Raw genomic sequence first — 19,856 nt, 5'->3', positions numbered from 1 at the left:
CGCGCCGACCTCCCCATCGAGGGGAGGTAGGACGTTGGCGCGAACACCCTCACTGCCAAAGAAGCTTCTCCGAAAGTCGCCCTTTGGCGGTCGTGAATGAAGCCACGACCTTTTACCTCCCCTTGATGGGGAGGTCGGCGCGCAGCGCCGGGTGGGGTGAAGGCTCCAGCAGAGATTTGTAGGGCTCCGCTCACTTGACGGCTCCGGATGTGATGCCTCGGATCAGCTGCCGCGAGAAGATGACGTAGAGGGTCAGCACCGGCATGATCGCCAGCGAGAGTGCGGCCAGGATGGCGTTCCAGTTGGTGACGAACTGGCCGAGGAACAACTGCGCGCCGAGCGTCACCGTCTTGGTCTCTTCCGACGGCGCCAGGATCAGCGGGAACCACAGATCGTTCCAGATCGGGATCATGGTGAAGACGGCGACCGTCGCCATCGACGGCCGCACCAGCGGCAGCACCAGCCGAAAGAAGATCGTGTATTCCGACAGCCCGTCGATACGGCCGGCATTCTTCAGATCGTCCGACACCTGCTTCATGAATTCCGACAGGATGAAGACGGCCAGCGGCAGCCCTTGCGCGGTGTAGACCAGGATCAGCGCCGTCAGCGTGTTGACCAGCCCGCTCGCCACCATCAATTGCAGGATGGCGACGGTGCCGAGCCGGATCGGGATCATGATGCCGAGCGCGAGGTAAAGCCCCATCAGCGTGTTGCCGCGGAAGCGGTATTCCGAGAGCGCGAACGCCGCCATCGCGCCGAACAGAAGCACGAAGAACAGCGAGGCGACGGTGACGACGAGGCTGTTCTGAAAATAGTGGATGAAGTCGCCCTGCCCGATCACGGTGGTATAGCCGATCAGGTCGAAGGTCTTTGGCGTCGGCGGCGTCAGCGGCTCGCTGAAGATGCCGGCGCGCGACTTGAACGAGTTCATGATGACCAGGATCACCGGAAACAGCGCGATCGCCGTGTAGGTCAACAGGATCGCGTGGGCGCCGATGGTGCGGGGCAGCGAACGAGTGGCGGTGCTCATTGGAAGGTCTCCTGACGAGCCAAGGCAGGCGAGGTTGGCGCCAAGGCACCCCCCTCTGTCCTGCCGGACATCTCCCCAGCAAGGGGGGAGATCAGATGCCGCGACTGCTTTCGCCAATCGCCAACGTTGCAAGCCGAGCGGCAAGGCCAGAGCTGCCAATCTCCCCCCTTGCGGGGGAGATGGCCGGCAGGCCAGAGGGGGGTGTTCAAGCTCGACATCTCGCCCCTCTCAGAACTGGTAGCGACGCAGGCGCGTCTGGACGAGGAAGAGGTAGACGCAGACGCCGCCGAGGATGATCAGGAACATCATCGTGGCGATCGCCGCACCCATATTGGGATCGCCGGTCTGCAGCTGGAAGCCGAAGAAGGCGCGGTAGAGGAAAGTGCCCAGAATATCGGTCGAATAATTCGGCCCGGCAAGCGCCCCTTGTGCGGTGTAGATCAGGTCGAAAGCGTTGAAATTGCCGACGAAGGTCAGGATCGAGATGATGCCGATCGAGGGTAGGATCAGCGGCAGCTTGATCTTCCAGAACTGAGACATGCCGGTGATGCCGTCGCATTCGGCAGCCTCGATCACCTCTTCGGGGATCGACAGGAGTGCTGCATAGATCAGCATCATCGGAATGCCGACGAACTGCCAGACCGAGATCAGGCTGAGCGCGGTCAGGGCATATTGTTGTTTGCCGAGCCACGGCGTGAACAGGCTTTTCAGGCCGACCAGATCCATCAGATGCGGCGCCACGCCCCACAACGGCGACAGGATCAGTTTCCAGGCGAAACCGACGATGACGAAGGACAGGATGGTCGGCACGAAGATCGCGGTGCGGTAGAAGGCGGCGAATCTCAGCCTCGGGCTGGACAGCAATGCCGCCAGCATGACACCGATCGGGTTCTGCACCACCATGTGGATGATGAAGAACCAGGTATTGTTCCGCAGCGCGTTCCAGAAGCCGACCGACCAGTTGGGGTCGCCGAACAACGTACGGAAATTAGTGAAACCGACGAACACCTGATGCTGATCGACATTGCGGAACAGCGACAGCTGCAGCGTGCCGGCGAGCGGCAGGATCATGATCGCCGTATAGACCAGCAGCGCCGGCGCCAGGAAGACGCCGATATGCCAGCGGAACGGTCGCTTCGGTCGTGTTTGTGCGGCCATGAGTGCGGTCCCCGCCGATCAGGTTTAGCAATGCCTTCGACGGCAGCGCTGCCCCTCACCCTTACCCTCTCCCCGTGAAGGACGGGGAGAGGGGGCGCCTGCGTTTCGGCTGATCCTTCTCCCCGTCACTATACGGGGAGAAGGTGCCGGCAGGCGGATGAGGGGCGGCGCCGTCGTTCGCAGTCGATGATGCTATCGAAAAACGCAGGGCCGTCCACTTGGGGGCCTGTCTGTCCTGAGCTTACTTGCCCGGCTTGTACCAGCTGTCGAGGCCGTCCTGCAGCTTCTTGGCGGCAGCTTCCGGCGTGTCGGTGCCGTTGATGACGTTGGCCGATTCAACCCAGGTTTCGTTCTCGAGGTTCGGCGTGCCGCGCGACAGGATCTGGTAGGTCGAGCGGATCGTCGACTTGCACTTGTCGCGCCAGGAGACGAATTCCTGCGCCAGCGGGTCTTCCATCTTCACCGGGGTGGAATTTAGGCTGAAGAAGCCCGGCAAAGCGTTGGCGTAGATGGTGGCGAAGTCCGGCGAGGCGACCCAGGACAGGAAGGTCTTGGCCGCGTCGGCATTCTTCGACGCCGCATTCAGGCCCATGCCGATATCGGTATGGTCGGAGATGTAGCAGGTGTCGCCGGCCTTCTCGACCGGCGGCGGGAAGGCGCCCATCTTGAACTGCGCCTGGGTGTTGAACAGGCCGATCTCCCACGATCCCGCCGGGTAGATGGCGGCGCGGCCAAGCGTGAACAGGTTCTGGCTGTCCGGATAGGTCTGGGCCTCGAAGCCGTCGCCGAGATAAGGCTTCCACTTGGCCAGTTCCTCATAGGGAGCAACCCAGTCCTTGTCGGTCAGCTTCTGGTCGCCCTTGATCAGCGCTGCGCGGCCCTCTTCGCCCTTCCAGTAGTTCGGACCGATGTTCTGATAGCCCATGGTCGCGGCTTCCCATAGGTCCTTGGTGCCCATGGCCATCGGGATGTAGGTGCCGTCGGCCTTGATCTTGTCGAGCGCGGCGAAGAACTCGTCACGCGTCGTCGGCACCTTGAGGCCGAGCTTGTCGAAGGCGTCCTTGTTGTAGATGAAGCCGTGAATGACCGAGGCCATCGGGACGCAGAAGCTCGCCTTGCCGTCGTCGGTCTGCCATGCCGCCTTGGCGACCGGTGAGAAGTTCTCCATGCCGGGCAGCGAAGACAGATCGGCAAGGTTGCCCTTCTTGAACAGTTCGAGCGATTTGTCGAACGGGCGGCAGGTGATCAGGTCGCCAGCCGAGCCGGCGGCGAGCTTGGCGCCGAGTGCGGCGTCATACTCGGTCGGCGCCGACGGTGCGAACACCACTTTGATGCCCGGGTTCTTGGCCTCAAAAGCCGGGATCAGCTTGTCCTTCCAGATGGCAAGGTCGTCGCCGCGCCAGCTTTCGATATTGAGCGTTACGTCATCGGCGTGAGCCAACCCGGCGGTGCCGAGAATGCTGGTGCCGAGAAGCAGTGCCGTCAGTAATTTCGTTGTCATGCTAGTCTCCCTGTTGACCTTTTTCAGGTTCGGTTTTGAGAACAGGGGCCTTCGCGCCCTTGTTCCCCTCGATCGCGGAAAGGGCCGGCCGCAGCTTCTGGCCGGTCCCTTCCAGTATCTTCTCGGCCGCAACGGCGTTGGCAGCGCCGGCGGCGAGCAGAATGGCTGTCTTGACGACGCCGCCGCTCGCTTCGAGCAGCCGCACGGCGTCTTGCCGGTCGCGGCCGCTGATAGCGGCGACGATGCGAGCCGCGCGGTCGCGCAGCTTGATGTTGTCGGCGGTGAGATTGACCATGTAGCCGTCATGGACATGGCCGAGATGAATGGCGGTAAGCGTCGACAGCATGTTGAGCGCGATCTTCTGGGCAGTGCCGGCGCCCATGCGCGTCGAGCCGGCAATCACCTCCGGTGGCGTCTCGAGCAGGATGGCGACGTCGGCCAGCCTGAGCAGGGGCGTGTCCTTGTTGTTGGCAATGGCGATGGTTGCCGCGCCCCGGCTGCGCGCATCCTTCAGCGCCTGCACCGCATAGGGCGTCGAGCCGCTGGCCGAAATCGTGATCAGGCAGTCGCCCTTGCCGATGCCGGCGCCGGCAATTGCCGTCGAGGCTTCGTCGGTGTCGTCTTCCGGTCCGCCGGCCAGGGTCTTGAAAGCGTCGTCGCCACCGGCGATGAGGATGGCGATGCGTTCGCGCTTGATGCCGAAGGTGCCGGGCAACTCCAGCGCGTCGGCCAGCGCCATCAGGCCGGAGCTGCCGGCCGCAGCATAGGCGAGCTTGCCGCCGCCGTTCAGCCGCTCGGCGATGATTTCGGCTGCGGCGGCGATGGCGGGAATGGCGTCGCGCACAGCCTTGGCGGCCTCGATCTGCGCATTGACCAAAGAAGAAAGGATGGCGTCCGGGGCCTGGATGTCCAGTCCCTCGGCATTGCTGTGAAGCGCTTCGGTGCGCGGTTCGGTCATCCCTGTCCCTCCGATGGAAGAACAATACCAAAAAAATACCACTTGTCCACACGCATTAACGAAATTGCGAACTGGAAATCGTTGAGCCGGCAAAATTCCCCGGTTTTTCAACCTGATACGCCTTAATCTTTTTGAAACGGAAATTAATCCCTTGGCTATTGGTATTTTATTGGTATTATCCGCCCGGAGGAGACATCGCGTGAAATTCGTGCTCGGTATCGACGGCGGCGGCACCAGCTGCAGGGCAGCCCTTGCGACAGGCGATGGCGTTGTCATTGGCCGTGCCAAAAGCGGCGCCGCCAACATCCGCACCGATCTCACCGGCGCTCGCACCCACATCGTCGAGGCTGCTCGTCAGGCCTTCATCGCCGCCGGGCAAGATCCGGACCTGATCCCGCAGACACCAGCCATTCTCGGCCTTGCCGGCGCCAATGTCGGCACCTACCGCCAGCAGCTTGAAGCAATCCTGCCGTTCAGCATCAGCCGCGTCGAGACGGACGCCGAGATCGCGCTCGAAGGGGCAGTCGGCTCTGGTGACGGCGCCATGGCCATCCTCGGCACCGGCACCGCCTATATGGCGCGCAAGGGCGGCACGTCGCGCGCCATCGGCGGCTGGGGCTTTCAGGTCGGTGATCAAGGCAGCGGCGCCCGGATCGGCCGCGACCTGCTGGAGCAGACGCTGCTCGCCCATGACGGCGTCCGGCCGCGCTCAGCCCTGACCGACAGCATGATGGCCATTTTCCGCAACAATCCCGAAGACGTGGTCGAGTTCACCACCAATGCCAAGCCCGGCGATTTCGGCGGCTTCGCGCCCAAGGTTTTCGAGCATGCCGAGAAAGGCGACAGCGTCGCCAACTGGATCGTGGACAAGTCGGTTGCCGATGTCGAGGCGTCGCTCCACGCGCTCGACCTCTCTGATGACGCCCCGCTCTGCCTGCTCGGCGGGTTGGCGCCGCTCTATGGGCCGCGCCTTTCCCAGCGCTACCAGGCGCTGCTGAAAGCGCCGCTCGACGATGCGCTGGGCGGCGCCGTGCAGATGGCGGCCCGCATCTTCGTCAAAGCGGAGGCGACGCGATGAGCGATGCCGCCGACCAGATCTTCGCCACGCTGAGGCAGTCGTCGCAGAGCGGCGCCCCGCTCTACCTGCAGCTCAGGAAAAGCATCGAGGACGCCGTCAATCGCGGCCTGATCGGGCCGGGCGATGCGCTGCCTTCCGAGCGCGACATCGCCACCAAGGCCGACATTTCGCGCGTAACCGTCCGCAAGGCGGTGCAGGACCTAGTCAAGGGCGGTATCCTCGTGCAGCGCCACGGCTCCGGCACCTTCGTCGCGCCGCGCATGGAGCGTGTCGAGCAGTCGCTGTCCAGGCTCACTTCATTCACCGAAGACATGGCAAGGCGCGGCATGGCGGTGCGTTCAGCCTGGCTCGATCGCGGCCTCTACGCGCCCTCGCCCGACGAGATGATGGTGCTCGGCCTGTCCTCGAACGAGCTGGTGGCGCGCGTGGCGCGCCTGCGCATCGCAAACGACACGCCGCTGGCCATCGAGCGCGCCTCGTTGTCGGCCAGCGTGCTGCCGGATCCGGCCGGGATAGGCTCGTCACTCTATGCGGCGCTGCAACTGACCGGCAACCGGCCGGTGCGGGCGGTGCAGCGCATATCGGCCGCCAATCTCGGCGACGCCGATGCGCGTCTGCTCGAAGTGCCATCCGGCATTGCCGGGCTGCACATCGAACGCATTTCCTATCTCGCGAGCGGCAAGGTGATCGAGTTCACCCGCTCCATCTACCGCGGCGATGCCTATGATTTCGTCGCCGAACTGCGCCTGACAGGGCCGAGCGAAGAGGGCCGACCATGATCCCCAAGACCACCCATATGCGGCGCGAGATCGACGAAATTCCGCAAGCCGTCGCTCGCCTGCTCGATGGCTCCGCGGCGGTGCTGACCGAGGCCGGACGCGGCATTCGCGAGCGCGATCCGAGCTTCGTCGTTACCGTCGCGCGCGGTTCGTCCGACCATGCGGCCACCTTCATGAAATATGCCGTCGAACTGACCGCCGGCCTGGCCGTCGCTTCGGTCGGTCCATCGGTCGCCTCGATCTACGGCGCCAAGCTCAAGCTCGCCGGTTCGGCTTGCCTCGCCATCTCGCAATCCGGCAAAAGCCCTGATATCGTCGCCATGGCCGAGACGGCACGAGCCGGCGGTGCGCTCACCGTCGCCATCACCAACACCGCCGATTCGCCGCTGGCGCGGGCTTCGAATTTTGCCATCGACATTCTGGCCGGCCCCGAGCGCAGCGTCGCGGCGACCAAGACATTCGTCAATTCGGCGGTCGCCGGCCTGGCGCTGATGGCGCATTGCACCGGCGACGACAGACTGCTGGCCGCCCTTGCCCGCCTGCCCGAGCATTTCAGCAAGGCGATCGCCTGCGACTGGATGGCGCTGGCCGGCGCATTGGAGACGCCGCAATCGCTGTTCATCCTGGGACGTGGCCCGTCGGCGGCGATGGCCAACGAGGCGGCGCTGAAATTCAAGGAGACCTGCGGCATGCATGCCGAAGCCTACAGTGCAGCCGAAGTCATGCACGGCCCGCTGGCGCTGGTCGGGCCGGGCTTCCCGGTGCTGGCGCTCGCCGCCCGCGATGCCTCCGAGCCGTCCGTGGCCGAGGCTGCCGACAACCTTGCCGGCAAGGGTGCAGCAGTTTTTGTAACCTCGGACAAAGCCAAGAGCGCGGCGCGGCTGCCGCATGTCGCCACCGGTCATCCCTTGACCGACCCGCTGACGCTGATCGTCTCCTTCTACGGCTTCGTCGAAGCCTTCGCCCGCCATCGCGGCCTCGATCCGGACGTACCGCGCAATCTGCGCAAGGTGACGGAAACCGTATGAGCGACCGTTTTGCCCTGACTGGCGCCCGAATTTTCGATGGCGACGACTGGCATGACAACGCCGCCCTTGTCGTGCACGGCGATGTGGTCGAAGGCATTCATCCCGTCGGCGCCATTCCGTCGGGCGTTGCCCGCATCGACGCCGGGGGCGGCATGCTGGTGCCGGGTTTTGTCGACCTGCAGGTCAATGGCGGCGGCGGCGTCATGCTCAACGACCATCCCGATGTCGCCTCGCTGGCAACAATCTGCCGGGCGCATGCGCCGTTCGGCACGACCGCACTGCTGCCGACGCTAATCACAGATACGCCTGACATCACCGCCGCGGCCATTGCCGCCGGCACCGAGGCGGCACGGCAAAAACTGCCGGGATTTCTCGGCCTGCATCTCGAAGGGCCGCATCTCTCCGTCGCCCGCAAGGGCGCGCATGAACCGGCGCTGATCCGGCCGATGACGGATGCGGATGAAGCGGCGCTGGTCGCGGCACGCAAAAACCTGCCGGTGCTGCTGACGACGATAGCGCCTGAATCCGTCGAGCCTGCCCGCGTTGCGGCCTTGGCCAAGGCCGGTGTGATTGTCAGCCTCGGCCATTCCGACACCGGCTACGCCACGGCCAGAGCCTTTGCCGATGCCGGCGCCAGCGTGGTCACACATCTGTTCAACGCCATGAGCCAGATCGGCAACCGTGAGCCGGGGCTGGCGGGTGCGGCCATCGACATAGGCAGTCTGTCGGCCGGGATCATCGCCGACGGCATCCATGTCGATCCCGCCACCATGGCAATCGCGCTGCGCGCCAAGCAGGGGCCGGGCAGGATCGTGCTGGTCACCGACGCCATGGCGACGATCGGCACCGACATGACGTCGTTCACCCTCAACGGCCGCATCATCTATCGCAAGGATGGCAGTCTGCGGCTGGCCGACGGCACGCTGGCCGGCGCCGATCTCGATATGATCTCGGCCGTCCGCTACATGCACAGGATCGTCGGGCTGGACCTGTCGGAATCGTTGCGCATGGCCTCGCTCTATCCGGCGCAGGCGGTCGGCCAGGCCCACCGGCTCGGCCGCTTCGCCAATGGCACGGCTGCCGATATCGTCGCTCTGTCGGACGCCCTCGACGTCAACGGCGTCTGGATCGGCGGCGACAAGGTTTTTGCAGGCGCGGACAGTCCGCGCTAAAGTCCACCCATGCATGATGTCGACTGCGTTGTCGCCGGAGCCGGTGTTGTCGGCCTCGCCATTGCCCGCGCGCTGGCGCTGTCGGGCCGCGAGGTGCTGGTGGTCGAGAAGGCCGCAGCCATCGGCACGGGCACCAGTTCGCGCAATTCGGAAGTCATCCATGCCGGGCTTCATTATACGCCGGGCAGCCTGAAGGCCCGTCTCTGCGTCAACGGCCGCGAGCGTCTCTATGCCTATTGCCGCGAGCACGACGTCGCCCATCATCGCACCGGCAAACTGATCGTTGCCGTCGAACCCGACCAGTTGGACAAACTGCAGGCGATCCAGATCAACGCGGCGCAATGCGGAGTCGGTGACCTCAAGCTTTTGACGCGCGCAGAGGCCGAAAGCCTGGAACCGGCGCTGAGCTGCGCCGGCGCGCTGCTGTCGCCGTCAACCGGCATCGTCGACAGCCAGGCGCTGATGCTGTCATTGCGTGGAGACGCGGAAGCGGCCGGCGCATCTTTCGCCTTGCTCACCGTTGTCTCAGGCGCGAGCATCGAAGCCGACGGCATCCGGATCGACACGCGCGACGCCGATGGCGAGGGTTTCACCTTGAAGACCGGCGCCTTCATCAACGCCGCCGGCCTCGACGCGCAGGCGCTCGCCGGCCGCATCGAAGGCCTCCCGCAAGACCGTGTTCCGCCGCTGTGGCTGGCGCGCGGCAATTATTTCGCGCTTTCCGGCCGCTCGCCCTTTTCGCGGCTGATCTATCCGGTGCCGGTCCATGGCGGCCTCGGCGTGCACCTGACCCTCGACATGTCGGGGAGCGCGCGCTTTGGCCCAGATGTCGAATGGATCGATCGCGTCGACTATACCGTCGATCCCGCACGAGGCGCTGCGTTCTACGACGAAATCAGGCGCTACTGGTCCGGCCTGGCGGATGGCGCCCTGCAACCGGCCTATCCCGGTGTCAGGCCGAAACTGTCGGGTCCGGGACAGCCGGCCGCCGACTTCGTCATCCGGGGACCGGCTGACCACGGGGACGGCCAGATCGTCAATCTGTTCGGCATCGAGAGCCCTGGCCTTACCGCCAGCCTCGCCATCGCAGAACATGTCGTTGGGCTTTTATATCCGCAATGACGGGCGTTCCTGAAACGTCGGGCAGGCGCATACCATGAAACCTTTTGATATGGAGGTCGTTGTCGGGGCATATGTCCGAGGCAAAACCCAAATCGAAACCGGCCGACGGTGTCGGAGCGCGCGATGCCACGAAGTCGCGTCGGGAAAAGCCGTCACGGCAAACGCGCGGAGATGGACCGCGCGAGGACACGCCGCGCGAGAAAAAAGCATCGGCCGCCGAAGCCACGTCCGAGCCCGTTGGCGAGGCTGCGCCGCCGCCGGATGCCGTCGAACCCGATCCCAAGCTGACGCCTGAGCAGGCCGAGCAGGCGCGCAAGAAATATCTGCTGCGGCGTTTCTGGATCAGCGGGCGCGGCTATTGGGGGAGGCATGGCGACAAGCTCGCCTGGCCTTTGACGATCGGAGTGCTGCTGCTGATCTGCATCAACATCGGTTTCCAGTATGGCATCAATGTCTGGAACCGCTCGATGTTCGATGCCCTCGAGCAGCGCAACGCCCGCACAGTCTATCTCCTCAGCGCCGTATTCGTGCCGCTGGTGATCTGCAGCGGCAGCCTTGTCGTCGCGCAGGTCTACCTGCGCATGACGATCCAGCGCCGCTGGCGTTCCTGGCTGACCACCGGGGTCGTCGCGCGCTGGCTGGCAAACGGCCGCTACTACCAGCTGAACCTCGTGGGCGGCGACCACCAGAACCCCGAGGCCCGCATGACCGAGGATCTGCGCATCGCCACCGAGTCGCCGGTCGATTTCACCGCCGGCGTCCTCAACGCGTTCTTGTCGGCCTCGACCTTTATCGTCGTGCTGTGGACCATCGGTGGCGCGCTCACCCTGCCGGTTGGCGGTGAGAGCATCACCATTCCCGGCTTTCTGGTCATCACCGCGATCATCTATGCCGCCATAACCTCGACCTCGATGGTGGTCATCGGCCGCGATTTCGTCCAGCTCTCCGAGCGGAAGAACCAGGCGGAGGCCGAACTGCGCTACACGCTGACGCGTGTGCGCGAAAACGGCGAGAGCATCGCCTTGCTGGGCGGCGAGGACGAGGAGCGCAGCGGCATCGACAGAAATTTCGGCCACGTGCTGAGGCAATGGGCTCTGCTGACCGGACAGCACATGCGCACGGCGGCGGTGTCGCAGGGATCGAGCCTGTTTGCGCCGGTCGTGCCGATCCTTTTGTGCGCGCCAAAATTCCTCGAAGGCTCGATGACGCTTGGCGAGGTGATGCAGGCGGCGTCTGCCTTTGGCATCGTGCAAGGCGCGTTCGGCTGGCTGGTCGACAACTATCCGCGCCTAGCCGACTGGAACGCCTCCGCGCGGCGCATTGCCTCGCTGATGATGTCGCTCGACGGGCTCGAGCGCGCCGAGCAGAGCGATGCGCTCGGACGCATCAACCGGGGCGAAGCGGAAGACGGCGCCATCCTCAGCCTCGACAATCTTTCCGTGACACTCGACGACGGCACCTCCGTGGTCAAGGAAACCGAGGTCGTGATCGAGCCGGGCGAGCGGGTGCTGGTTTCAGGCGAATCCGGTTCAGGCAAGTCGACGCTGGTGCGGGCCGTCGCGGGCCTGTGGCCATGGGGCGGCGGCAGCGTCAATTTCCACACCGACAGGCGCCTGTTCATGCTGCCGCAACGCCCCTACATCCCTTCCGGAACGCTTCGCCGCGCGGTCGCCTATCCCGCGGCGGCGGACAAGTGGACCATCAAGCAAATCAAGGCTGCCCTCGACAAGGTGGGGCTTGGCTATCTCACCGGCAGGATCAAGGAAGAGGCGCCATGGGACCAGACGCTATCGGGCGGCGAAAAGCAACGCCTCGCCTTCGCGCGCCTGCTGCTGCATCGCCCCGATATCGTGGTGCTGGATGAAGCGACTTCGGCGCTCGACGAGAAGAGCCAGGACACGATGATGTTGACGGTGATCCGCGAACTGCCTGACGTCACCATCGTCAGCGTGGCGCATCGTGCGGAGCTCGAAGCCTTCCACAGCCGCAAGATCACCCTGGAGCGGCGCGAGGGCGGCGCCAAGCTCGTCAGCGACGTCGACCTCATCCCGCGCAAGCGCAAACGCAGCCTGCTGAACCGCGCTTTGTGGGGTTCCAGCACTCGGGTGAAAAAGCCCAGGTAAAAGGCGCCACTGCCGAACCGCGAACAGATGTCCAGGCGAAGCGCTTGGGCAAAGACAGTAGCCGGCTATGGATTAGCCGTAGAGACCCTTGTAGGTCTCGCGCAGCAGGTTCTTCTGCACCTTGCCCATCGTGTTGCGCGGCAGCTCATCGACGAAGATCACCTGCTTCGGGTGCTTGTATTTGGCCAGTTGGCCGGCAATGGCGCCAACGATCTCGGCCCCGGTGATCTGCGATGCCGGCGCCCGCACCACGACAGCGGTGACGCCTTCGCCGAAATCGGGATGGGCAATTCCGATGACGGCACTTTCCAAGACGCCAGCAACCGCGTCGATCTCGCTCTCGATCTCCTTGGGATAGATGTTGTAGCCGCCGGAGATAATGAGATCCTTGCCGCGGCCGACGATGTGGACGTAGCCGTCCGCGTCGATGATGCCGAGGTCGCCGGTGATGAAGAAGCCGTCCTTGCGAAACTCCGCCTTGGTTTTTTCCGGCATGCGCCAATAGCCGGAAAAGACATTCGGACCTTTGACCTCGATCATGCCGACTTCACCCTGGCCAAGCGCATCGCCGCTGTCAGGGTCGGCGATGCGCAGCGAAACGCCGGGCAGCGGGAAGCCGACCGTGCCGGCGCGACGCTCGCCCTCATAGGGGTTCGACGTGTTCATGTTGGTCTCGGTCATACCGTAGCGCTCGAGAATGGCGTGGCCGGTGCGCTCGCGCCAAGCCTTGTGCGTTTCGGCGAGCAGCGGCGCCGAGCCGGAAACGAACAGGCGGATGTTCTTCGCCGCCTGGGCATCCAGCCCGTCCTGCTGCAAGAGCCTGGTATAGAAGGTCGGCACGCCCATCAGCACTGTCGCGCGGGGCAAGAGCGAGACGATGCGGCCAGCGTCGAATTTCCGCTCGAACAGCATCGAGGCTCCGGCCATCAGGGTGACATTGGTGGCGACGAACAGGCCATGCGTGTGGAAGATAGGCAACGCGTGGATCAGCACGTCATCCCCGTTGAAACGCCATTGCTCGACCAGTACGCGCGCATTGGAGGCCAGGTTTTCATGGCTGAGCATGGCGCCCTTGGAGCGTCCGGTGGTGCCGGATGTGTAAAGGATTGCGGCCAGATCGTCCGGCCCGCGCGCCACGGCGTCGAAATCCGTGGGCTGTTGTGCCGCCAGTTCGGTCAGCGAGCCCTCACCATTGCTGCCAAGCGTGACGGTGGCAGCACCCGACGCCTGCGCCAGGGGCGCGATAGCGCCGGCGCGGGCCGGGTCGCAGACGACCAGCCGCGGCTCGGCATCGCCGAAGAAATAGCCGAGTTCGGCCAGCGTGTAGGCGGTGTTGAGCGGCAGGAAGACCGCGCCGGCGCGCAGGCAGGCTAGGTAAAGGAAAATGCATTCGGGGCTTTTTTCGACCTGTACGGCAACGCGGTCGCCCGGCTCGACGCCGAAATGCCTCAGCGCATGTGCCAGCTGTGCCGATTGCGCCAGCGTGTCGCCATAGGCGATCGCGCGTCCGTCATCGGTCGACATCAGGATGCGCTTGGAGGCTGAAATCCGGCTGCGGAACGCGTCGAGCAGGTGATTGGTCATGCGCATTTCCTAGAGATGGTGCCGAAAAGTGTGAAGCGGTTTCGGAGGACATCATGCTCTATCCCTTTGATTTAAAGCCGGATGGCCTTGGAACAAAGGAAACGATTTCGCCTCCGTCCGGCAAAAACGTGAAATCGGGTTTGCCGCCGATCAGATGAAGGCAAGCGGACTTGGATAGCGGGCGATTTTGGATAGCGGGCGGATTTTGGATAGCGGACCGGAAGCGCTTCTATCTGCGGCTGCGCAGCGCCTTGGTGGCGCTCACGCGTGGATCGCCGCTTTCGTTGAAGCGCTCCATGCACATGGCTGCCGTCAGACGGTAGTGGTTGAGGAGGGCTTCAACGGCGCCGTCGGCATCGCCATCCACCGTGCGCTCCGCAATCAGCCGATGTTCACTGATTTCGTCGCGCTCGCTGCCGTCCTGGGAGATCAGCCGGTAACGGGAGGCCTGATCCGAAAGCTGTTCGCAAAAGCCGGTCAGCCAATGCGAGCGGCAGCCTGCGATCAGTGCCCGATGGAAGGCGCGGTGCAGCTTTTCCCATTCCGGATTGTTCGAGGACGGATCCTCCGGCAAGCGGCGCGGGGCACGCGCCAGGCGATGCAAGGCCAGCACGAGCTGCTCTTCCCATTCGCCGGTGCGGTTGGCAATGGATTCACGCAGCGCCCGCTCTTCCAGCCAGCAGCGGGTGCGCGTCAATTCCTCGAGTTCCGGGGCACTGACCGGCATGATGAAGAAACCGCGCTGGTCGTGGCGGCCGAGCAGGCCTTCCGAAGCAAGTCGGTTGAGGGCCTCGCGAACCGGTGAGGCGCCGGCGCCGTAACGGGAAACCACCCATTCGACACGAAGCTTGCTTTCAGTTTCAAACACGCCGCGCAGGAGATCGTCGCGAAGCTGTTGATAGACCGTACTAGCGAGTGTGCTCTTGGGTCCCGCGCCTTCGCTCACATCGGCAGATCCGTAGGTCAATCTCACTCCTGTAGCTTTCCCATGCTCCGCTAGCCCGTTCGCGAAGCAAACGATTTCCCCTGTAAATTTACTGTAACTCCTAAGGCATCCGCCCCTCAAGCGAAAGATCACGATATTCGACTTAAAGAGGAAGGTTGACCGCATCTTATCCGCCGGAAGTAACTAAAATCGTGAAAAACTTGTTCTTCTGAAGAAAGTTTGTCTCCCAGCATGGCAGGCGCCCTCGAGAAACAGCTTCGAGATCCCGAATACGGATAATTTTTTCTTAACGCGCGTCATGCCGCCGGATTGACCTCTCCCCGCATGCAGATCCCTTCGGCAGTTATCCACTAGATTTATGGGCCAAAACTAGTGCCGGATGCCGCGATCCTGTCGCGTGCCGCGATGCCCTTGCGGCTGCCACCCGTTGACGGCTTTTTGGGAGATCGAAGGATCAGGCAGGGAGATCAGGCCGAGGAGAACCGACCAGCCGGGAACTTGCCCTGGAACTGATGTCAGCCGGCAGCCCGGTCGGCCGCGGTTCGGATGGCTTCTATATTGGCCCGGTAGGCTTCGACGCTGCCACCCTTGAAGATGGCGGCGCCCGCCACCAGCACATCGGCGCCGGCTGATGTGACCAGGGGGGCGGTTTCCGGCGACACGCCGCCGTCGATCTCGATGCGAATCGGCCGGTTGCCGATCAGCGCTTTCACCCGCTTGACCTTGTCGACCATGGCCGGGATGAAGGCCTGGCCGCCAAAGCCCGGATTGACGGTCATGATCAGGATCAGGTCAAGCCGGTCGAGCACATATTCGATCGCACTTTCCGGCGTCGCCGGATTGAGCGATACGCCGGCCTTCTTGCCGTGACCCTTGATGGTCTGAAGCGAGCGGTCGAGATGCGGTCCGGCCTCGGCATGCACGGTCATGCCGTCGCAGCCGGCATCGGCAAAGGCGGCCAGATAAGGATCGGCCGGCGCAATCATCAAATGGCAGTCGAAAAAGGCCTTGGTGCGGTTGCGGATGGCCTTGATCACCGGCGGGCCGAAGGTGATGTTGGGCACGAAATGCCCGTCCATCACGTCGAGATGGATCCAGTCGGCGCCGGCCGCCGCCACCGCCTCGACCTCGTCGCCGAGCTTCGAGAAATCCGACGCCAGCACCGATGGCGCGATCAGGGTCTTCCTGCTCATGATGCGGCCCCTTCGGGCGCCCTGTTTGCGGGCGCGGCCTTGACGACTGCTAGAGCAATTCCAGGAAAAGTGGGAACGGCTTTTCGTCCGGAATTGCGTGAAAACAAAGAGATAGAGCGGTTCGACGTTTCCACGAAACGATGAACTGCTCTAGACCATGATCCCGAAAAGGGAAAGTCGGTATTTGCTGCGCCCGGCAGCGGGTTCGGCGAATACCTGGCCGCCTGATCGCCGCAGCGCGCCAAGGAAAAAACCCGCCGGATCGCACCGGCGGGGTTCTGACTTTTGACTCGTATTCAGATCCTATGGCTTGAAGTTGGCCGCCGGATCCCTTTGCGGCTGTACCTGCGTCTGCGGCGTGCGCTTCGGTATGAACTGCTGAAGGACACCTGGATTGAGCAACAGGGTCGGGTCGAGCGACGGCTGCTGCCGGATGGCTCTGCAGTTCGGGAACCGACCAACGGTGCCTTCGGGGCAGCGCCGCCTGATGATCGGCACGCACTGGCCGCCGACCATCTGCGAGCCCGGGGCGCAGTCTCCCACCTGCGGCCTCGGCTTGCGGCATGCGCCGTCGATCACCTGGGTGCCGCGCGGGCAAACACACTCGCCGCGCTTGTTGTGCACCTGGCCGCGTATGTCGCACTGTTCCAGCACAGGCTTCTTCTGCCGGCAGGCATTGCCTTGCACCTCGGTACCCCGCGGGCAGACACAATTGCCGTTGGCGTCGTGGACCTGGCCGCGGATCGAGCACTGCTCGGGCTTCGGCCGGATCGGCCGGCAGACCTTGCCCCTGACTTCTGTGCCGTCCGGGCAGACGCAATCGCCATTGGCGTTTTGGATCTGACCACGGATCGAGCATTGTTCAGGCTTTGGCCGGATCGGCCGGCAGGCTCCATTGCGCACCTCTGTCCCACGCGGGCAGACACAATCGCCATCGGCGTCATGAACCTGGCCGCGTATGCTGCACTCCTGAGGCTTCTGCTTGTCGCGCACGCAGGCGTTTGCCTGTCGGTCGAGATGCGTACCTTCCGGGCAGTAGCAGCCATTGCCGTCCGACGTCGGGACCGAACCGGGGATGGTGCAGCCAGGCTTGTCGGTCTTGACGCAAGCGCCGTTCTCAAGCTCGGTTCCGCGCGGGCAGACACAGCGTCCATCCTCGGTGCGGATCTGGCCCTTGAGCAGCACGCAGGGCCTTGGATCCTTCGGCTGGATGATGACGCCGCCGTCGGGCGAGCACTGGCCGTTGCGGAACGTCGTGCCTTCCGGACACACGCACCGACCGGCATCGTTCATGACGAACCCCGGCGAGCATTCCTTCTTCACCTCGCGCTTGATGGTGAAGGGATGGCAGGCATAGGCCTTGCCTCGATCCCCCTGGATATTGGTCAGGTCGCCGGGCAGTACGTCGCCGCCGCCTTGCACCCTGGTGTCGGGAGACAAGACGCCGACGCAGTTCCGGCCGCTGACGTTGCCCCGCAGATTGCCCAGGGGAGCGTCGGGAAGGACCACCGTGACCTTGTGCACATGGCTTTCCCCGGCGCCGAGCGTCAGATTGGCAATGCAGGTCAACGGCAAGGTCGTCGGTTCGGGCGAGCAGCCGAAGGGCGGTTCGATCGAGGTGATCGCGACGCCTTGCAGCCGCCCCAGCCCGTCCACCCCGATCGCATCGCCGATGCGGACCGGACCGGAGAAGGCGGTTTGGCCATCATTGGTGATGGTGATCTCGAACGAGCAGGGTTGCCCCGGCTGGCACTCGGCATCGCCGGTCTTCTTGACGCTGACGGTGGACGTGCCGCCGCCCTTGGCGCAGGCCTGGCCGATCGGGTAGACGACGTCGTCTCCAGGGGCCGGGCCATACGAGCCGCGTGCGCAGTTTTCGAGCGCGCCATTGGCCGAGACCGTCACGTCGAAGTGCCTGGAGGTTCCGGGTGTCATCGCGGCGCCGGGTATCTGGCATGACAGCGCATTGGCCGGAACCGCTCCGCAGGCCCATTCCGCGCCGTCGGGGGTGACGGTCTGGATCTGGACCGGCGCGCCACCCGATATCAGCGTGGCAGCATCGTTGACCCGCACCGGACCGGCGGGGGCAGAGGTGCCAAGGCTGATGACGGTGATGCGGCAGGAAACCACCGCCGCGCCGGCGAGCGAGCCATTGCAGACTTTGGTGATGCGTAGGGTCGGCTTGCCGCCATTGGGATGACGGAAGCGTTCCTTGGCGCAGGCCTTGTTGTTGGTGAGGTCGACCTCACCGGGGACGGGCTTCAGCGCCGCGCAGTTCTCGACCGAATCCGACTGGTAGCCGGCCGGCATGACCGCCTTGACGACGATCGGCGTCGAGGCGCCCGGCATCAGCACGATGCCGGCATTGTCGCAGCGGAACTGGCCGGGACCGTTCGGTCCGCATGTCCAGGGCGGAGACGGGCCGAAGGTCGAAGAGGCCGGCGCGCCGCCCGGGTAATTGTCGATAACCGTCAGCGGCCCATTATAGGGGACGCTGCCATTGTTGATGATGTCGATCACGAAGTAGCAGATGCCGTCGGGCGTGCAGACCGGGATGCGGGCACGCTTCTTCAGGATCAGGTCGACCTTCTTGTCGACCGGGGGCCGGCAATCGCGGTCGCGGTCGCCACGCCGGCAGATCGGGATCGAGGCACAGCCGCGATCGTTCTGCTGGCTGCCGAACAGCGGCTTGCCGCTGGCGCCGTAATTATAGGTGGCGCAGTTGCGCAACGCGCTGCCTTGCCAACCACCCGCCGGCTTGAAGCCGAGCTTAAGGTTGATGGAGGCCCCCGGATTGAGCGTGGTCACCGGATAGGTGCACGTCATCGGGGTCACGCCGGGCATGCATACCCAGGGCGGATTGGGCCCTGAATCCAGAGTCGAGCCGGCCGGCAGCGTCACCTCGTCGAGCACGATCTTGCCGTGATACGGCCCGTCGCCGACATTGGTGACCTTGATGGTGAAGTCGCAGCCGCCGCCCATCGTGCAACGCGTCACGTCGGCGCGTTTCTCGACCTTCAGGTCCGGTTCCTTGTCCTTGGGGGGACATCTCAAGTCACGCGGGATGACGATGTCGATGGTCTGCGTGCAGCATAGTCCCCAACCCTCCTTCGGGCCGGCATAGGTCTCGATGCCGGTGACGATGAGGTGGATGACGTCGCCGGGCGATGCACCGACGATCTTCCAGTTCAGCACACCGCCGCCCGCCGGCACCAATTGCGTGTCGGGGATGATGGTGATGCCTGGGGTCGTCGTCGATACCTGCACCCATTTGCCGCCCATCTCCGGGCCGACAGGCATGTGGTAGATGAACGCGCCGCCGCCTTGCACGCAATCGACCGTGCCGCGCTCCACCTTGAAACATTCCCGGTCGGGAGGCGGAGGCCGCTTGTCACAGTTGGTGAGGTCGATCTTGATCGAGGTCTTGGCCCCGGTCTTGTAGTCGCCGTCGTCGGGCTTGCCCGGATCCTGCGACGGGATGATGGCCCCCGTGCCGACGCCCGGCGTCACCTTGATCATGCCCTGGTTGTCGACGATGGTCGGCGAAGGAAACGCCGCATGGTCGATCTTGGCGGTGATCTTGAAATTGATGACGCGTTCATTGCCAGCCCCAGCGCCGTCGAGATCGGTGGTGGAAATCCGGAAATCGGAAACCGTTGCCGTATCGTTCGGATTAGCCGAGGTGCTGATTGTCGCACCCGGCAGCGGTCCGCCAGACGCATCCGTGCCGTCGCCGGACACGTTGACGTTGACGATCGCAAGACCGTGCGGAAGCTGATCCTTGAAGTCGAGTTGGAGTTTCTTCAGCCTGGCCGAAAAGCTTGGGTCGGCAAAGCCTTGCGAGTCGCCGCGCAGGCCAAAGCTCAGGGAGTAGACGACGTAGTCGCAGCTCCTCTGTGTGCCTGTTTTGGTGAAGAACGGCACGATCCGTTCCGGCCTCGGATTGACGATTTTTGAATTGTCGAGGTCGAGCCGCAGTTCCGGAGTGATCGGGACTGCATCTTCGGCGTGGCTTGCGACAGGTGTGAACATGGCGACCGCGATACCGGCCGCCATCAGCCAGCGCGCGCCGCGCCTGGCATATGACAGGGGTTTCATGATGGTCTCCATGACGGTTGGCTGCTTGCCGGTGGATTGACTGCTGTTCGCGGTCGGGGAAAGTGCGAGATTTTTCATCTTCCCCT

At 64.0% G+C, this 19,856-nt stretch carries 14 protein-coding genes; 6 read left to right on the top strand and 8 right to left on the bottom strand.

Annotated elements, in window-relative coordinates; all coding sequences use genetic code 11:
- Positions 1-190: 190 nt before the first annotated feature.
- The 4 genes from NKI46_RS28060 to NKI46_RS28045 all read right to left on the bottom strand — a co-directional run bounded on the left by NKI46_RS28060 (position 191) and on the right by NKI46_RS28045 (position 4,647).
- Positions 191-1,030 (bottom strand): carbohydrate ABC transporter permease, encoded by an 840-nt coding sequence (locus NKI46_RS28060; RefSeq protein WP_023668842.1) that lies wholly within the window; start codon positions 1,028-1,030, stop codon positions 191-193.
- A gap of 228 nt (positions 1,031-1,258) precedes the next feature.
- Positions 1,259-2,188: a carbohydrate ABC transporter permease gene (locus NKI46_RS28055; RefSeq protein ID WP_023702499.1), complete on the bottom strand. Its 930-nt coding sequence runs from the start codon at positions 2,186-2,188 to the stop codon at positions 1,259-1,261.
- A gap of 241 nt (positions 2,189-2,429) precedes the next feature.
- A complete protein-coding gene (locus NKI46_RS28050) occupies positions 2,430-3,689 on the bottom strand; it encodes an ABC transporter substrate-binding protein (protein ID WP_023711281.1) in 1,260 nt (419 codons plus the stop codon).
- 1 nt (position 3,690) lies between these two features.
- A complete protein-coding gene (locus NKI46_RS28045) occupies positions 3,691-4,647 on the bottom strand; it encodes an N-acetylmuramic acid 6-phosphate etherase (protein WP_023702501.1) in 957 nt (318 codons plus the stop codon).
- 199 nt (positions 4,648-4,846) lie between these two features.
- Between NKI46_RS28045 and NKI46_RS28040 the strand changes: the two genes are divergently transcribed.
- The 6 genes from NKI46_RS28040 (at position 4,847) to NKI46_RS28015 (ending at position 11,949) form a co-directional block, all read left to right on the top strand.
- Positions 4,847-5,725, top strand: coding sequence for a glucosamine kinase nucleotide-binding domain-containing protein (locus NKI46_RS28040; RefSeq protein ID WP_023668846.1), 879 nt, complete (start codon positions 4,847-4,849; stop codon positions 5,723-5,725).
- A complete protein-coding gene (locus NKI46_RS28035) occupies positions 5,722-6,504 on the top strand; it encodes a GntR family transcriptional regulator (RefSeq protein ID WP_023732576.1) in 783 nt (260 codons plus the stop codon). Before NKI46_RS28040 ends, NKI46_RS28035 begins: the two co-directional genes overlap by 4 nt.
- Positions 6,501-7,532, top strand: a complete 1,032-nt coding sequence (locus NKI46_RS28030) for an SIS domain-containing protein (RefSeq protein ID WP_352749053.1) — start codon at positions 6,501-6,503, stop codon at positions 7,530-7,532. The genes NKI46_RS28035 and NKI46_RS28030 overlap by 4 nt, the downstream gene beginning before the upstream one ends.
- A complete protein-coding gene (gene nagA / locus NKI46_RS28025) occupies positions 7,529-8,704 on the top strand; it encodes an N-acetylglucosamine-6-phosphate deacetylase (protein ID WP_352459286.1) in 1,176 nt (391 codons plus the stop codon). The genes NKI46_RS28030 and nagA overlap by 4 nt, the downstream gene beginning before the upstream one ends.
- A 9-nt stretch (positions 8,705-8,713) precedes the next feature.
- A complete protein-coding gene (locus NKI46_RS28020; protein ID WP_352749051.1) occupies positions 8,714-9,826 on the top strand; it encodes an NAD(P)/FAD-dependent oxidoreductase in 1,113 nt (370 codons plus the stop codon).
- A gap of 71 nt (positions 9,827-9,897) precedes the next feature.
- Entirely contained in the window at positions 9,898-11,949 is a 2,052-nt protein-coding gene (locus NKI46_RS28015; RefSeq protein WP_352459288.1) for an ABC transporter ATP-binding protein/permease, read from the top strand.
- A 72-nt stretch (positions 11,950-12,021) separates the two neighbouring features.
- Here NKI46_RS28015 and NKI46_RS28010 read toward each other — a convergent pair whose 3' ends face one another.
- The 4 genes from NKI46_RS28010 to NKI46_RS27995 all read right to left on the bottom strand — a co-directional run bounded on the left by NKI46_RS28010 (position 12,022) and on the right by NKI46_RS27995 (position 19,848).
- Positions 12,022-13,533, bottom strand: coding sequence for a malonate--CoA ligase (locus NKI46_RS28010; RefSeq protein WP_352459289.1), 1,512 nt, complete (start codon positions 13,531-13,533; stop codon positions 12,022-12,024).
- 229 nt (positions 13,534-13,762) lie between these two features.
- Positions 13,763-14,500, bottom strand: a complete 738-nt coding sequence (locus NKI46_RS28005; protein ID WP_352459314.1) for a GntR family transcriptional regulator — start codon at positions 14,498-14,500, stop codon at positions 13,763-13,765.
- A 494-nt stretch (positions 14,501-14,994) separates the two neighbouring features.
- Positions 14,995-15,672, bottom strand: a complete 678-nt coding sequence (rpe, locus tag NKI46_RS28000; RefSeq protein ID WP_352459290.1) for a ribulose-phosphate 3-epimerase — start codon at positions 15,670-15,672, stop codon at positions 14,995-14,997.
- Positions 15,673-15,975: 303 nt separating this feature from the next.
- Complete coding sequence (locus NKI46_RS27995) at positions 15,976-19,848, bottom strand: DUF7929 domain-containing protein (RefSeq protein WP_352749047.1); 3,873 nt, start codon at positions 19,846-19,848, stop codon at positions 15,976-15,978.
- Positions 19,849-19,856: the final 8 nt, after the last annotated feature.

It is taken from the genome of Mesorhizobium sp. M0615 (genome assembly GCF_040320805.1).
GTDB lineage: Bacteria > Pseudomonadota > Alphaproteobacteria > Rhizobiales > Rhizobiaceae > Mesorhizobium.
This window is presented reverse-complemented; position numbering and strand designations above follow the sequence as displayed.